Genomic DNA, 14018 nt, shown 5'->3' with positions numbered 1-14018 from the left:
AGAAATCAGGACGTCGTTTTGAAAAGCTCCTTGTCGAACAGCCTCTTTTTCCTTCCCGCGGCACCGCGCGGCCGCCGCATGTCCGCCCTGATGGCGGCCTGCGCCCTCACCGCTATGGCCGTGAGCGCCACGGCCGGCCCCGCGGCCGCCCAGGGCACGCCGGCGCCGAAGGCGGGTGCGAAGAGCGGCCCCCTCGGCGCCTCCGAGCAGCGCGGCGGCCCCGCGACCACCCAGGCCACGCCGCCCAATCCCGTGATTCCCGATCCCCGGCGCAACGTGCCGGCGAGCATCTTCACCTCGTTCGACGCCAACCAGAAGGCCGTGGCCGCGAAGGTCAGCGCCTATCTGTCGTCGCTGCAGACGCTGGTCGGAAACTTCGTCCAGGTCGGTCCGGACGGCAGCAAGACCAAGGGCGATTTCTACATCCAGAAGCCCGGCAAGGTCCGCTTCGAATACGAGCCGCCGACGCCGATCGACATTGTCGCGGACGGCTCGTCGCTGGTGGTGCGCGACCGCAAGCTCGCGACACAGGACGTCTACCCGCTGTCGCAGACGCCGCTGCGCTATCTCCTGTCCGACCGCATCGACCTCTTGAAGGACACCAATGTGATCGCGGTGTCGGCGGACGATCTCTATGTGACGATCACGATCGAGGAGAAGCAGGCGCTGATCGGCACCAGCCGGCTGATGCTGATGCTCGGCGCCAAGGATGGCCAGCTCAAGCAGTGGACTGTGACCGACCCGCAGGGCTACGACACCACGATCGCCGTCTACAATCTCGACACCACCAAGAAGCTCGATCCGGCGATGTTCAAGATCGACTTCACCAATTACAGCACGCCGCCGGGCTGAGGCCGCGCCGCCCGCTCAGCGCGATTCGAGGCCGCGCACCTTCCACTGCGCCTCGGACAGCACCAGCTTCTCAAAGCGCTTGCGCGCCTCCTCGACATCGTCGGCCGGCAGCGCATCGCAGCCGGGGCGGGCGCGCAGGATCATGGCAGTCGTCGCCCAGCTCAGCCGCGCCGCCTTGCAGGCCAGCAGGAGATCGGTGAGGCGCTCCTCCTGCAAGAGCGATTCGATCGTATCGATCGAGACCACGCAGAGCAGCGCCAGCGCCGCGATCACGGCCGGGAAATCGCCCGTCACGCAGAAGCGGTTGACCGCGGAGTCGCCGAGCTTGCCGGTGCGGTTGAGCGCGGCGACCTCGGCCTTGACCTGCTCATAGTCCCACATCGCGCGCATCGCTGCGCCCGCCGATCGGGTCGGGGCGGCCTGCAGGGTGGCGCGGGTCGCCGGCGGCGCGGCCTTGATGAAACGGGTGCGTGCGCCCTCGCTGGCGGCAGCGACGAAGGCGCGCGACAGCTTGGCCGGCAGATCGGTGCGCAACGCCAGCTTCTCGGCCAACTCCTCGTCGCGCTCGGCGATCTTGAACAGGCTGCGATAGCCGTCCTCGGACAGTTTTGCGGTGAGATTCTGCGCCAGCGCCATCCGCACCGGCGGAAAGCCGCGCGCGATCAGCTGCGTCGTCAGCGTGTCATTGACGCCGCGGCGGCTGGCGATCGCAACGAGATGCGCGGGGCTGGAGGTCCGGATGAACTCCGCGAGATCGCGCTCAGTGAGAACTTGTGCCTTGGCCAGCATCGGCCCGGCAATGCGCAGCTCGGGATGGACGGCCAGCAGGCGGACCGTGGCGTACGGCGCGCGCTCGACGGCGGCGAGCGACTTGCTCAGCTCAGCCAGCACGTCGGTCGCGACTTGCGGCATCAGGCGGGCGAACATCTGGTCATAGAGATCGAGCTGCTCGTCAGAGGCCGGTCGCGGACCGGCCAGGAACAGGCTCGTCGTCCGCCGCAGCATGTCGGTCGCGAGCTCGGACACCGTCCTCGCCTCGCCGGCAGGCGTCTTGGCGGAGGGAGCTGCCGAAGGCGCTGGGGGCATCGCACATCTCTCGTTGGCGGCGCCGCCGGCTGTGACGCAGCGCTCGTCGGTGATCAATTCGCGGAAGAATGCGAAGGCCGGACTAAAGCGGCGTTAAGCCCAGTCCCGCGGACTACGGAGGCGTCAGGCTGTCGTTAACGGAGTGCATCCGGCGCCCCTTGGTGTTCCTGTATTGTTCTTGCGAACGGCCCGGGCTTCCGCTAGCCTCCCATCCGGGAGGGGCACCATGGTCCAGCGCGTTTCCACCGTTGCCTTCGAGGGGATCGAGGCCCGCGCGGTCGACGTGCAGGTCCAGGTCGCGCCCGGACTGCCGGCGTTCGCGATCGTCGGCCTGCCGGACAAAGCGGTCTCGGAGGCGCGCGAGCGGGTGCGCTCGGCACTGATCGCCTCAGGGCTGGCGCTGCCGGCGCGGCGCATCACGGTGAATCTGGCGCCGGCGGACGTGCCCAAGGAAGGCAGTCATTATGATCTGCCAATCGCGCTCGGGCTGATGGCCGCCATCGGCGCGATTCCGCCGGATGCGCTCAGCGGATTCACCGTGCTCGGCGAGCTCGGGCTCGACGGCTCGATCGCGCCCGTGGCGGGCGTGCTGCCGGCGGCGATCGGCGCCAATGCGCGTGAGGAGGGATTGATCTGCCCGGCAGCCTGCGGCGCCGAGGCGGCTTGGGCCAGTCCCGATTTGCAGATCATCGCGGCGACGTCGCTGATCCAGATCGCCAATCACTTCAAGGGCACGCAGGTGCTGTCGCGGCCGCAGCCGAAAATCCAGGAGGCGCCCGCGAGCCTGCTCGACCTGCGCGACATCAAGGGCCAGGAGAGCGGCAAGCGCGCGCTCGAGATCGCCGCCGCTGGCGGGCATCATCTCCTGATGATCGGATCTCCTGGCGCAGGCAAATCGATGCTGGCGGCGCGGCTGCCATCGATCCTGCCGCCGCTGTCGCCTGCCGAGCTATTGGAAGTCTCGATGATCGCCTCGGTCGCCGGCGAGATCGAGGGCGGCGCGTTGACCAACCGGCGGCCTTTCCGCAGCCCGCATCATTCGGCGAGCATGGCCGCGCTGACCGGCGGCGGCCTGCGCGCCCGGCCCGGCGAGATCTCGCTGGCGCATCAGGGCGTGCTGTTTCTCGACGAGTTGCCGGAGTTCGATCCGCGCGTGCTGGATTCGCTGCGTCAGCCACTGGAGAACGGCGAGGTCTCGATCTCGCGCGCCAATCACCGCGTCACCTACCCTGCCCGTTTCATGCTGGTGGCTGCGATGAACCCGTGCCGCTGCGGCAACGCCTTCGAGCCCGGCTATGCCTGCAAGCGCGGCCGCATCGACCGCTGCACCTCCGACTATCAGACCCGCATCTCCGGCCCGCTGATGGACCGTATCGATCTGCGCATCGAGGTGCCCGCCGTCACCGCGGCCGACCTGATCCTGCCGCCCGCGCGGGAAGGCTCCGCCGAGGTCGCGGCCCGCGTCGCCGCCGCGCGCGACCTGCAGCGCGAGCGCTACGCCAAAGCCGGCTTGCCGCACATCCGGACCAACGCCGAAGCCCCCGCCGCCGTGCTCGACGACATCGCCAAGCTCGATGCGCCCGGACAAAAATTGTTGCGCGAAGCCGCCGAGACGATGCGGCTGTCCGCCCGCGGCTATCACCGCGTGCTGCGCGTCGCCCGCACGCTCGCCGATCTCGATCATGCCGAGACGATCGGCCGCCTGCATCTCGCGGAGGCGCTGTCGTATCGGGCGCTGGCCGAGGACAATCGCCACGCGGCCTGACGAAAGCGCTCGGCGCTTCGTTCCCTTCCGACGAGCTGTTTAGATTGATTTACTTGATACGACCGATATCAGGCCAATTTCTAGAATAATATTCTATTTGAAACCAAGCCTGTCTTCGCGCGTTTCGATTATTTCGATTATGCTCGGCTATCCCTATCGTGTTTCCAGGGGAATGGAAAATGAGCGCACGAGATCTAGAGAGACCAATCACGCTTCCTTCGAAGGAAGATACCGCCCTTGCCCAGGAAGCTTCGAGAGCCATTGCAACGAAGCAGCCTTCAGAGCTCAAGGTCAGATTGGACGACGGCCAAGAACTCACCTTGCCGAAGGCGGCCACACGGCTCATCGCCCATCTTCTGACAGAGATGGCTCAGGGCAATGCGGTCACGATCATTCCCATCCATGCGGTGCTGACGACACAGGAGGCGGCAGACTATCTAAACGTCTCGAGGCCACATCTCGTCAGCTTGCTCGAGGAAAAAAGGATTCCCTACCACAAGGTGGGAACACATCGACGCGTTCGATTCCAGGATCTCGTCGATTATCGCGCAGCGTTCGAGAAGCGCCGCCGGGAGATCATGGAGGAGCTTGCGGCTCAAGCCGAGCAAGAGGACATGGGCTATTAGCAACCACTCTCGCTACACCGTCATCCTCGACGCTTGCACTCTATACCCAGCCCCACTGCGGGATCTTTTGATGGAGACCGCGTCGATGGGACTGTTTCGCGCAAAATGGAGCGACAGAATCCACGATGAGTGGATCTCCAACCTGCTTGCAAAGCGGCCAGATCTCGACCTGGCGAAACTCGAGAGAACAAGACACTTGATGAACAACGCCGTTCCCGATTGTCTGGTCACCGGGTACGAATCTATCATTGACGCCCTCGATCTACCTGACGAAGACGACCGACACGTGTTGGCGGCCGGCATTCACTGCGGCGCAGACGCCATCGTGACGTTTAACGTCAAAGACTTTCCCGTAGAGACGCTGGCAATCCACCATATCGAACCACAGCACCCCGACGAATTCCTCGTGCACCAGTTTGGACTGAACGAGGCAGCGGTCCTGAATGCCGCGCGCCGATGCAGGTTGAGGCTGAAGAGAAATCCCAGGGACGCCATCCAGTATTTGCTCGCCCTCGAAAGATGCGGACTCCCCCAAACTGTCGCGCACCTTCGCGCCTACTCTGAGGTCATTTAATCGACTTCAGTCTGTTCCCCATAATGCTCTTATCGTTTCAATTTCTCTTCAACCATCTGGTAACGACTTCTCTTTACGCTCCGACAACCATAAGGGCCGCGTTTCCGGCCCTAGGCCTGTTGCGTCGGTGCGTGTCATGTTGCGTTTCAAGGTACTTGTTTCGGCCGTGCCGCTGATCGCAGCCGCGGTCTTTGCCAAGCTCGAATGGGCGCCCTCCCCGCAGCCCTGCATCGCCGTCGGCGCCGAGACCGTGACGATCGGCTCCGCGCCGTTTCCTGCCGATCTGCATGTCGACTTCACTGATGATCCGGCGCTCGCCACGGTTCGTGTGGCTTTGGCCGAATCTCCGGAGACAGCCGATCTCGTCGTGGTCGACGATGCGCCGGTGAAAGAGGATCAGGGCTGCGGCATGACGGCCGCCACCCAAACCGTCGCGATCGCCGCCGATCCGCTTCAGAGCGCGCCGCTGATTGATCTCGCCCGTGACGATGCGGCGGATGGACGTGCCGACGATCGCATTGACATGCGTTCCAGCCGCACCACGGCGCGAGAGGCCGCCGCGCTGATCGTCGCGGCGCGCCATCATTCCTCACCTCCGGTCAATCCGGTGCTGTGAGCCGGGCTAACGCCCGGTTCACCAATTCTGCACGCGTCAGCTGCGCGTGCCGCGGCCTTCAAAGGCTCAGCAAGACCGAGGCCGCATGGTGCGGCCGGCCAGGACATTGGAATCGAGATCGTCAGGGGTGAACGATGGGACGGATGTTTCGTATCAGGCTGCAGCTGCGCCGGTTCATGCGCCGTCACCGCACCATCGTCGCGATTCTGCGCTCGCTGATGATCTTCTCCGCCGGCTTCGGTGGCGCCTATGGCTTCATCAAAGCCAGCATGTCCGAGAACTCCGGCTACAATCCGCACACCTTTGCGATCGGCGCGAGCTTCCTGTTCGCCCTCGCCTGCGTCGGTCTCGCCACGCTGAGCATGCGGCTGCGCTTCGTGAACAAGAAGATGCAGAAGATCGTGCTGCACAACGAGGTGCTGGCGGACCGGAATTGGGAGCTGCAGGAGGCCGAGCAGCGCGCGCGCAATCTGTTCGAGCAGCAGGGTGATCTCATCATCATGCGCGAGCAGGACGGAACAGTCGTGTTCGTCAACGACGCCTATTGCCAGATGGCCGGACTCGATCGCGAAAACCTGGTCGGCAGCCGGTTCGCCTTCGCGCTGATCGAGCAGGGCGAGAGCGCGCTGGAGCCGAACGGCACGCGCGTGCACGACCAACGCATCGACAGCGCGATCGGACCACGCTGGATCGCGTGGCGCGAGGCGCTGGTGCGCTCCGATGCCGGCCACCCCGCCCTGCTGCAATGTGTCGGCCGCGACGTCACCGACCGCACCGAGACCGAGCGGGCGCTGGCGGACGCGCGCGACCAGGCCAACGCGGCCAACCGCGCCAAGTCGCGCTTCCTGGCGATGGCGAGCCACGAGATCCGCACGCCGCTGAACGGCATTCTCGGCATGAGCGGTCTGCTGTTGGAGACACAGCTCACGCCGGAGCAGACGACTTACGCCAAGGCGGTGCGCCGCTCGGGCGAGGCGCTGATGTCGCTGATCGACGAGCTGCTCGACTATTCCAAGATCGAGGCCGGCAAGCTGGCGCTCGAAGCGCAGCCGTTCTCGCTTGCGGTGCTGATCGAGGAGATCACCGAGCTGTTGGCGCCGCGCGCGCAAGCCAAGCAGCTCGAGATCGCGGCCTACATGGACGAGCGCCTGCCGACCTTCGTGACCGGCGACGCCGCGCGGCTGCGCCAGGTGCTGCTCAACCTCGCCGGCAACGCCATCAAGTTCACGGCCAAGGGCGGCATCGCTGTCATTGCCGAGCCCGGGATCTGGCCGAACGAGATCAGCTTCCAGGTTCGCGACACCGGCATCGGCATCGCCGCGGACGCGCAGGAGCGCATCTTCCGCGAGTTCGAGCAGGCCGACGACAGCGTCGCACGCAGCTTCGGCGGCACCGGACTTGGACTCGCGATCTCCGACAGGATCGTCAAGCGGATGGGCGGCCGGATCAGCCTGGAGAGCGAGGTCGGCGCCGGCTCCACGTTCGAGGTGTCCGTGCCGCTACCGGCCGCGCTGGAGCGCGGCGAGCAGAACAGTTTCCGCGGCCCCGATCTTACCGGGCAGTCGATCATGCTGATCGCGCCGCCCGGCCTTCAGGCTGAGCTGATCGAGCGGCGCCTGCAGAACTGGGGCGCGCAGACCTGCCTCGTCGCGGAGACCGAGGTGGCGGAAGCACTGCTGCCGGAGCGCAACTGGCACGCGGTGCTGGTCGATGACGCCGTCGGCAGCGAGACCGCGCGCCGCCTCGGAGCAACCGCGCAGCGTCATACGACGCGGCTGATCGTGCTCGTCACACCCGTGAGCCGCCATGAGCTGGCGCCAACGGCGCCCTTCAACGGATATCTGGTCAAGCCGCTCCGGGCCGCCTCCCTCGCCGCGCGCGTCGGCTTCGACGCCGATGGCGCAGCCTCAGCGCTGATCGACGATCCCGTTCCGATGATCGCACCGCCGATCGCCGCGCGCGCCGGCTCCGGCCTCTCGATCCTGGTCGCCGAGGACAACGACATCAACGCGCTCTTGATGCGCTCACTGCTGACCAAGCTCGGACATCACGCCGATATCGCCGTGCACGGCGAGGCGGCGCTCGATTCCTGGCTCGCGGCACGGTCGGCCGGCACACCCTACGACCTGATCCTCATGGACGTGCAGATGCCCCGCCTCGACGGCATCGCCGCCGCCAAGCGCATCCGCGCGCTCGAAGCCAGCGAGCCAGGACGACGCACGCCGATCCTGGCGCTGACGGCGAATACACTGGTCGAGGACCGCTACGCGTGCTTCGAGGCCGGCATGGACGGATTTCTGGTCAAGCCAATCGACCGCGACAAGCTGGACGAGGCGCTCGCCAATCTGGCGGCGGCCCGGCAGGTCGCGGCGTAGTTGACTTTGTAGCAAGTACGGTGCCTGGACTCCCTCTCCCCGTCCTTCACGGGGAGAGGGTCGGGGTGAGGGGCAGCTGCACGGGTGGTGCTAATTCCCAGCCCCGCAGAGCCGCCGTACCCGTCCGTTAGACCTACGATCTGAACTACCTATGTGCCATGCCCCTCACCCGGATTGCTACGCAATCCGACCTCTCCCCGCAAAGAGCGGGGAGAGGTTAGAGCGGCTGCGCCGAGATTGATCGCATCAACAACTAAGACGAAATCATCCACCCGCGTCGAGAGCAGATTGCTTACATGCCGCGAGTGATCCGAGACGCGCCGGCACGGGCGGTGCGCTCCCTCTCCCCGTTCTTCACGGGGAGAGGGTCGGGGTGAGGGGCAGCTGCACGGGCAGTGCTAATTCTCTGCACCGCACAGCCGCTGCGCCTGTCCGATAGACTTCGATCTGAACTACGTATGTCCATGCCCCTCACCCGGATTGCTGCGCAATCCGACCTCTCCCCGCAAAGAGCGGGGAGAGGTTAGGACGACGCAAGGCTCAAGACCGTGCTCATCACTTCCAACAGGAAGACATCAACTCGGGCTGATGTCCGCATCCGCTTGAGCAATTCAACTCAAAGCCGCCGCAGCGCCACCGTTTCGATCTCATGGTCCGCGCCCTTCTTCAGGATCAGGGTTGCGCGCGGCCGCGTCGGCAAAATGTTATCTTCGAGGTTGGCGAGGTTGGTGCGTTCCCAGATCGCGATCGCAGTGGCGGTGGCTTCTTCATCCGACAGCAGCGCGTAGCGGTTGAAGTAGGAGCGCGGGTCGTGGAAGGCGGTGTCGCGCAGCGACAGGAAGCGCTTGACGTACCATTTGCGCAGCACCGCCTCGTCGGCGTCGATGTAGACCGAGAAGTCGAAGAAGTCGGAGACGACCGGCACCGCCTTGCCGTCGCGCGGCAAGGGTCCGGTCTGCAAGACATTAACGCCCTCTACGATCAGGATGTCCGGCTGGTCGATCTCGGTCCACTGGTTGGGGACGATGTCGTAGCTGAGATGCGAGTAGACCGGCGCGCGGACCGGGTGACGGCCGGCCTTGATGTCGGAGAGGAAGGCGAGCAGCCGGGCCTTGTCGTAGCTCTCCGGAAAGCCCTTCTTCTGCATCAGGCCTTGGCGTTCGAGCACGGCGTTCGGAAACAGAAAACCATCGGTGGTGATGAGATCGACCTTAGGTCGCGGCGACCAGCGCGTCAGCAGTGCCTGCAGCACGCGCGCGGTGGTCGACTTGCCGACCGACACAGAGCCGGCGACGCCGATGATGTAGGGCATCTTACGATCGCGGATGCCGAGGAACTGGCGCTGCGCGTAGTACAGCCGCTGCGCCGCATCGACATACATCGACAGCAATCGCGACAGCGGCAGATAGATGTCCTCGACCTCTTGCAGATCGAGGCGGTCGTGCATCGAGCGCAGTTTGGAGAACTCGCCGGGCTCCAGCGTCATCGGCGTATCGTTGCGCAGCTCGGCCCATTGCTGGCGGGTGAAGACGCGGTACGGATTATATTGTTGTTCTGTGGTGCGCATATCCATGACGCTGCCCTTCGTTTCCCCCGCCGTCGCGCCCTACTCCGTCTTGCGCGACGCCTTTTCTTCCAGGCCGGATTGGCCGGTCCGCTTGCCGAGCGCCGCCTCGACCTCGTCGAGTCGGATGTCGCGCGACTTCAGCAACACCAACAAATGAAACAGCAGATCGGCGCTTTCAGAGATCAGATGCTCGCGGTCGGGACCGACGCCGGCGATCACGGTCTCGACCGCCTCCTCGCCCATCTTCTTGGCGCACTGCGCCGGGCCCTTGTCGAGCAGCTTGCGCGTATAGGACGCCTCACCGCCCGCCGCGGCGCGCGCGTCGATGATGGCAGCCAGGTCGTGAAGCGTGAAGCGGGACATCAGCCAGTTCTCAGAACGCGGGTCGGCCGCAGCGGCCGGACCCACGTTCATCTAACATTTTTGCGGCGCAATGTCGTCAGGGATCGAGCCGCATCGGCAGCCCCTGGCGAACCATGTGCTCCTTGGCCTGCCGGATGGTAAATTCCCCGAAATGGAAGATCGAGGCGGCCAGCACCGCGGTCGCCCTGCCCTGGCGGATGCCGTCGACCAGGTGATCGAGATTGCCGACGCCGCCGGAGGCGATCACGGGCACCGGGACGCTGTCGGCGACCGCGCGGGTCAGCGGCAGATCGAACCCCTGGCGGGTGCCGTCGCGGTCCATCGATGTCAGCAGGATCTCGCCGGCGCCGAGGGCTACGACCTCCTGGGCATATTCCAGCGCATCGATCCCAGTCGACTTGCGGCCGCCATGGGTGAAGATCTCCCAGCGCGAGCCGCCGCCCGGCCGCGACACCGACTTGGCGTCGATCGCCACGACAATGCACTGCTCGCCGAACTTCTCCGCCGCTTCCTTGACAAACTCGCGCCGCGCCACCGCGGCCGAGTTGATCGACACCTTGTCGGCGCCGGAACGCAGCAGGGTCTTGATATCGTCGATGGTGCGGACGCCACCGCCGACGGTGACCGGCATGAAGCAGGCCTCCGCCGTGCGCCGGACGACATCGAGCATGATGCCGCGGTTCTCATGGGTCGCGGTGATGTCGAGAAAGCAGAGCTCGTCGGCGCCGGCGGCGTCATAGGCGATCGCGGCTTCCACGGGATCACCGGCGTCGCGCAGATTGACGAAGTTGACGCCCTTGACGACCCGTCCGTCCTTGACGTCGAGGCAGGGAATGACGCGGACCTTGAACATTACTCTGCTGCCGATGCGAAAGTGCGTGACTTCAGAAAGTCCCAGAAGACGCCTAGCATCCGACCTTCGTATTCGGAATTGCTGATGTCCGCGATGAAGAACAGGCTCGATCCCGCGAACTTCAAGAGCCGGCTCGAAAGCTCGGAAGCCGAAAGGTCGCTCTTCACGAAGCAGACATGGCCGTCGAGAGTGTAGATTTCTGCACCGGCGTCGAGCGAATCGACATACTTCTTGAGGTCGATGTCTGATCCGCTTCCGTCGTCAAAAACCAGAAGGAAGTTTTTCATTCGTTCTCTCCGTGCCTCGGCAGAGACCTGGACGTTTCGATCCTGGGCACTTGGTTCGCTACTTCTACAATCTCAGTGCTGCGACCCTGCCTGTAAAGAAGATTAATGGCTCTCTGTTGTATTCTGTATTCTTCCGATTGAAGCCGATCGGGGTCTCGGAACAGCAAGATCAGATAGCCGATCATCGCGAACGAGAGCGGCGCCCCGGCAAAGCAGAATAGCACCATCCGAGCGAACGGATCAGAGGCAAAAGCTGCCAGGATCAAGGATAGCGGGCTGACCAATCCCACCAGCCAGAGCGCCGGATTGAGCGCGGTCCGCCGGACCGCGATCGTGTCGATCCGCGACAATCCGGTTCGTATGAGCTCTTCGAGCTTCATGCGCCCTACCCGCGCGCGGCGCGGATCAGCGCCAGGGCTTCGGCGGGATCGAGCCGCCCGTCATAGAGCGCGCGGCCGGCGATGGCGCCTTCGAGCTTCCTGGCCCGCGGTGTCAGCATCGCCTTGACGTCCTCGATCGAGGCGAGGCCGCCGGAGGCGATCACGGGAATCGAGATGGCGTCGCCGAGCGCGATCGTAGCGTCCAGATTCAAACCCTTCAGCAAACCGTCGCGCGCGATGTCGGTGAAGATGATCGCGGCGACGCCGGCGTCCTCGAAACGCTTGGCAATGTCGAGCGCGGTGACCTCGGAGGTCTCGGCCCAGCCTTCGACGGCGACCTTGCCGTCGCGGGCGTCGAGGCCGACGGCGACGCGGCCGGGAAAGGTTTTTGCGGCGGTCTTCACCAGCTCGGGATCGCGCACGGCGGCCGTGCCGATGATGACGCGGGTGATGCCCTTGTTGAGCCAGGCCTCGACGGTCTTGAGATCGCGGATGCCGCCGCCGAGCTGCACCGGCATCTTGACGATTTTCAACATCGCCTCGACGGCCTGCGCGTTCATCGGCTTGCCGGCGAAGGCGCCGTCGAGATCGACGACGTGGAGATATTCAAAGCCCTGGTCCGCGAAGCTCTTCGCTTGCGCGGCGGGATCGAGGTTGAACACGGTTGCGCGCGCCATGTCGCCCTGCTCGAGGCGCACGCATTGGCCGTTCTTCAGATCGATGGCGGGAAACAGGATCATATCTGGTGTCTTTCAAGAGCGCGCCCTGCCCGCCTCAGGCGAACAGGACGACAGCGCTCACGGCTTCCATTTCAGGAAGTTGGAAATCAGGGCGAGACCGAACCGCTGGCTCTTCTCGGGATGGAATTGCGTGCCGATGGCCGTGTCCTTGCCGACGATGGCGGTGATCGGCCCGCCGTAATCGGCGCGCGCCAGCACCTCGTTCTCGTTGACGGCATTGAGGTGATAGGAGTGCACGAAGTAGGCGTGCAGGCCCTTCGGCCCGAGCGGCAGCTTTTCCAGCACCGGGTGCTCCTGCAGCACGTCGAGCGTGTTCCAGCCCATATGCGGGATCTTCAGGCTCTCGTCGCGGGGCATGATCTTCTCGACGTCACCGGAGACCCAATCGAAGCCGTCGGTGGTGACATGCTCCTTGCCACGCGTCGCCATCAGCTGCATGCCGACGCAGATGCCGAAGAACGGCCGCGCCTTGTGGCGCACGGCTTCGGTCATTGCTTCCAGCATGCCGTCGACGGCGTCGAGGCCACGGCGGCAATCGGCGAAGGCGCCGACGCCGGGCAGCACGATGCGGTCGGCGCGATAGACCGCGTCGGGATCGCGGGTCACCACAACCTTCTGCGGATCCTCCAGGCTGCGCGCGGCGCGCTCGAACGCCTTGGCGGCGGAATGCAGATTGCCGGAGCCGTAATCGATGATTGCGACGCTCATCGTCCACCTCCGGGTTCAGGGAACAAGCCAATGATGCTGGCATGGGGTAAAGGCGGCGGCGGCCGCTGCCCGTTGCCATTGTCACGCGTCGGCGGCGCGGCGCCGCGATCGACGGTGTTGTTGTCGTAGCCGAGATCACTGCGGCGGGAGGCCCAGCGCTCGAAGAAGCGGCGCTCGGCGGCATCGACATCGTCGGCGACGACGACATCGAGCTGGCGCCAATTGCCGCGCGAGTAGCTCCAGCGCTTCAGGCTGGAGGCTTCGAGCCCGAGCAGGATCGCGATCAGGAGATCGATGCTGGCGATGGCGCCGCCGGCGACTCCGATCCGAGCGAGGACCACGTCGATCACGATCACCAGCGCGATGTAGCCGATGACTGCCAGCCACAGCCGGTGCCAGACCAGCCAGACGGCGCCGAGCACGGCGGCCCACAGATGGAAGCCGTCGCGGATGAAGACGAAGCGATCCGTCGAACGCAGATCGGCTCCAGCGGCGAGGGGCGCGTGAACCGTATAGACGGGCATATCAAAAATCCCTTGGAGGAGGGAGATCAGCCGCCGAGCTGACCCTTGGTGGATGGCACTTCGCCCTTGTTGCGGGGGTCGATCGCGAGCGCCGTCCGCAACGCCCGCGCCAGACCCTTGAAGCAGGATTCGGCGATATGATGGGCGTTCTCGCCATACAGCGTCTCGACGTGCAGGGTGATGCCCGCGTTCATGGCGAACGCGTTGAACCATTCGCGCACCAGCTCGGTGTCGAACTCGCCGATCTTGTCGCGCGCGAAGGTGGTGCGGAACACCAGCATCGGCCGGCCCGAGACGTCGATCACCACACGGGTCAAGGTCTCGTCCATCGGCATATGGATCGAGGCGTAGCGGGTGATGCCGGCCATGTCGCCGAGCGCCTGGCGCACGGCCTGGCCGAGCGCGATGCCGACATCCTCGGTGGTGTGGTGGAAATCGATATGCAGGTCGCCGACCGCCTTGACGGTCATGTCGATGCGGGAATGGCGGGCGAGCAGGTCCAGCATGTGATCGAAGAAGCCGATACCGGTCGCGATCTCGACGACGCCGGTGCCGTCGAGGTTCACGGACACCTCGATGTCGGTCTCTTTGGTCTTGCGCTTGATGGTCGCGCTACGCATGGGGTCAGCTTTCCCTTGAAAACGCGGCCCTTTTATCAGGCGGATGACACCTTAGCTACTGCGGGATGACGCGCCCTGCGCC

At 65.0% G+C, this 14018-nt stretch carries 16 protein-coding genes; 6 read left to right on the top strand and 10 right to left on the bottom strand.

Features of this window, described 5'->3' with window-relative positions:
• The first annotated feature begins 114 nt into the window (after nt 1-114).
• Nucleotides 115-852 (top strand): outer membrane lipoprotein carrier protein LolA, encoded by a 738-nt coding sequence (locus BRAD285_RS33835; RefSeq protein ID WP_050886900.1) that lies wholly within the window; start codon nt 115-117, stop codon nt 850-852.
• A gap of 15 nt (nt 853-867) precedes the next feature.
• Here the strand turns inward: BRAD285_RS33835 and BRAD285_RS33830 are convergent, their stop codons facing one another.
• Nucleotides 868-1938, bottom strand: coding sequence for a DUF2336 domain-containing protein (locus BRAD285_RS33830; RefSeq protein ID WP_006612650.1), 1071 nt, complete (start codon nt 1936-1938; stop codon nt 868-870).
• Between the two features lie 226 nt (nt 1939-2164).
• Between BRAD285_RS33830 and BRAD285_RS33825 the strand changes: the two genes are divergently transcribed.
• From BRAD285_RS33825 to BRAD285_RS33805, 5 genes are all read left to right on the top strand, one after another.
• The gene (locus BRAD285_RS33825) at nt 2165-3703 is read left to right on the top strand and encodes a YifB family Mg chelatase-like AAA ATPase (protein ID WP_006612651.1); all 1539 of its coding nucleotides are present in this window, start codon (nt 2165-2167) and stop codon (nt 3701-3703) included.
• A 179-nt stretch (nt 3704-3882) separates the two neighbouring features.
• The gene (locus tag BRAD285_RS33820) at nt 3883-4329 is read left to right on the top strand and encodes a helix-turn-helix domain-containing protein (RefSeq protein WP_035646914.1); all 447 of its coding nucleotides are present in this window, start codon (nt 3883-3885) and stop codon (nt 4327-4329) included.
• On the top strand, nt 4292-4903 hold the full coding sequence (locus BRAD285_RS33815) for a PIN domain-containing protein (RefSeq protein ID WP_006612653.1): 612 nt from the start codon (nt 4292-4294) through the stop codon (nt 4901-4903). Before BRAD285_RS33820 ends, BRAD285_RS33815 begins: the two co-directional genes overlap by 38 nt.
• A 136-nt stretch (nt 4904-5039) precedes the next feature.
• Entirely contained in the window at nt 5040-5519 is a 480-nt protein-coding gene (locus tag BRAD285_RS33810; RefSeq protein WP_035646916.1) for a hypothetical protein, read from the top strand.
• 134 nt (nt 5520-5653) lie between these two features.
• Nucleotides 5654-7894, top strand: coding sequence for an ATP-binding protein (locus BRAD285_RS33805; RefSeq protein WP_006612655.1), 2241 nt, complete (start codon nt 5654-5656; stop codon nt 7892-7894).
• A gap of 616 nt (nt 7895-8510) precedes the next feature.
• Here BRAD285_RS33805 and coaA read toward each other — a convergent pair.
• The 9 genes from coaA to hisB all read right to left on the bottom strand — a co-directional run bounded on the left by coaA (nt 8511) and on the right by hisB (nt 13936).
• The gene (gene coaA, locus BRAD285_RS33800) at nt 8511-9467 is read right to left on the bottom strand and encodes a type I pantothenate kinase (protein ID WP_006612656.1); all 957 of its coding nucleotides are present in this window, start codon (nt 9465-9467) and stop codon (nt 8511-8513) included.
• A 33-nt stretch (nt 9468-9500) separates the two neighbouring features.
• Nucleotides 9501-9824 carry a phosphoribosyl-ATP diphosphatase gene (locus BRAD285_RS33795; RefSeq protein WP_006612657.1) on the bottom strand — a complete coding sequence of 108 codons (324 nt, stop codon included), beginning with the start codon at nt 9822-9824 and terminating at the stop codon, nt 9501-9503.
• A gap of 76 nt (nt 9825-9900) precedes the next feature.
• Nucleotides 9901-10677, bottom strand: coding sequence for an imidazole glycerol phosphate synthase subunit HisF (gene hisF / locus BRAD285_RS33790; RefSeq protein WP_006612658.1), 777 nt, complete (start codon nt 10675-10677; stop codon nt 9901-9903).
• Nucleotides 10677-10964, bottom strand: coding sequence for a hypothetical protein (locus tag BRAD285_RS33785; protein WP_006612659.1), 288 nt, complete (start codon nt 10962-10964; stop codon nt 10677-10679). The genes hisF and BRAD285_RS33785 overlap by 1 nt, the downstream gene beginning before the upstream one ends.
• Nucleotides 10961-11344 carry a hypothetical protein gene (locus tag BRAD285_RS33780; protein WP_050886896.1) on the bottom strand — a complete coding sequence of 128 codons (384 nt, stop codon included), beginning with the start codon at nt 11342-11344 and terminating at the stop codon, nt 10961-10963. Before BRAD285_RS33780 ends, BRAD285_RS33785 begins: the two co-directional genes overlap by 4 nt.
• Before the next feature lie 5 nt (nt 11345-11349).
• Entirely contained in the window at nt 11350-12084 is a 735-nt protein-coding gene (gene hisA / locus BRAD285_RS33775) for a 1-(5-phosphoribosyl)-5-[(5-phosphoribosylamino)methylideneamino]imidazole-4-carboxamide isomerase (protein WP_006612660.1), read from the bottom strand.
• 57 nt (nt 12085-12141) lie between these two features.
• A complete protein-coding gene (gene hisH, locus BRAD285_RS33770) occupies nt 12142-12792 on the bottom strand; it encodes an imidazole glycerol phosphate synthase subunit HisH (RefSeq protein WP_006612661.1) in 651 nt (216 codons plus the stop codon).
• On the bottom strand, nt 12789-13316 hold the full coding sequence (locus BRAD285_RS33765; RefSeq protein WP_006612662.1) for a DUF2628 domain-containing protein: 528 nt from the start codon (nt 13314-13316) through the stop codon (nt 12789-12791). The genes hisH and BRAD285_RS33765 overlap by 4 nt, the downstream gene beginning before the upstream one ends.
• Nucleotides 13317-13342: 26 nt before the next feature.
• Nucleotides 13343-13936, bottom strand: a complete 594-nt coding sequence (gene hisB, locus BRAD285_RS33760) for an imidazoleglycerol-phosphate dehydratase HisB (RefSeq protein WP_006612663.1) — start codon at nt 13934-13936, stop codon at nt 13343-13345.
• Between the last annotated feature and the right edge of the window lie 82 nt (nt 13937-14018).

The organism is Bradyrhizobium sp. ORS 285, from assembly GCF_900176205.1.
In the GTDB taxonomy this organism is placed as follows: Bacteria; Pseudomonadota; Alphaproteobacteria; order Rhizobiales; family Xanthobacteraceae; genus Bradyrhizobium.
The sequence above is the reverse complement of the archived record's forward strand: the minus strand, read 5'-3'. Positions and strand labels throughout refer to the sequence as shown.

Coding starts and splice junctions, on each gene's coding strand:
- BRAD285_RS33785 (WP_006612659.1), bottom strand. CDS start 10,964: ATGAAAAACTTCCTTCTGGTTTTTGACGACGGAAGCGGATCAGACATC.
- BRAD285_RS33805 (WP_006612655.1), top strand. CDS start 5,654: ATGGGACGGATGTTTCGTATCAGGCTGCAGCTGCGCCGGTTCATGCGC.
- BRAD285_RS33825 (WP_006612651.1), top strand. CDS start 2,165: ATGGTCCAGCGCGTTTCCACCGTTGCCTTCGAGGGGATCGAGGCCCGC.
- BRAD285_RS33780 (WP_050886896.1), bottom strand. CDS start 11,344: ATGAAGCTCGAAGAGCTCATACGAACCGGATTGTCGCGGATCGACACG.
- hisF (WP_006612658.1), bottom strand. CDS start 10,677: ATGTTCAAGGTCCGCGTCATTCCCTGCCTCGACGTCAAGGACGGACGG.
- coaA (WP_006612656.1), bottom strand. CDS start 9,467: ATGGATATGCGCACCACAGAACAACAATATAATCCGTACCGCGTCTTC.
- hisH (WP_006612661.1), bottom strand. CDS start 12,792: ATGAGCGTCGCAATCATCGATTACGGCTCCGGCAATCTGCATTCCGCC.
- BRAD285_RS33830 (WP_006612650.1), bottom strand. CDS start 1,938: ATGCCCCCAGCGCCTTCGGCAGCTCCCTCCGCCAAGACGCCTGCCGGC.
- hisB (WP_006612663.1), bottom strand. CDS start 13,936: ATGCGTAGCGCGACCATCAAGCGCAAGACCAAAGAGACCGACATCGAG.
- BRAD285_RS33810 (WP_035646916.1), top strand. CDS start 5,040: ATGTTGCGTTTCAAGGTACTTGTTTCGGCCGTGCCGCTGATCGCAGCC.
- hisA (WP_006612660.1), bottom strand. CDS start 12,084: ATGATCCTGTTTCCCGCCATCGATCTGAAGAACGGCCAATGCGTGCGC.
- BRAD285_RS33820 (WP_035646914.1), top strand. CDS start 3,883: ATGAGCGCACGAGATCTAGAGAGACCAATCACGCTTCCTTCGAAGGAA.
- BRAD285_RS33765 (WP_006612662.1), bottom strand. CDS start 13,316: ATGCCCGTCTATACGGTTCACGCGCCCCTCGCCGCTGGAGCCGATCTG.
- BRAD285_RS33795 (WP_006612657.1), bottom strand. CDS start 9,824: ATGTCCCGCTTCACGCTTCACGACCTGGCTGCCATCATCGACGCGCGC.
- BRAD285_RS33835 (WP_050886900.1), top strand. CDS start 115: ATGGCCGTGAGCGCCACGGCCGGCCCCGCGGCCGCCCAGGGCACGCCG.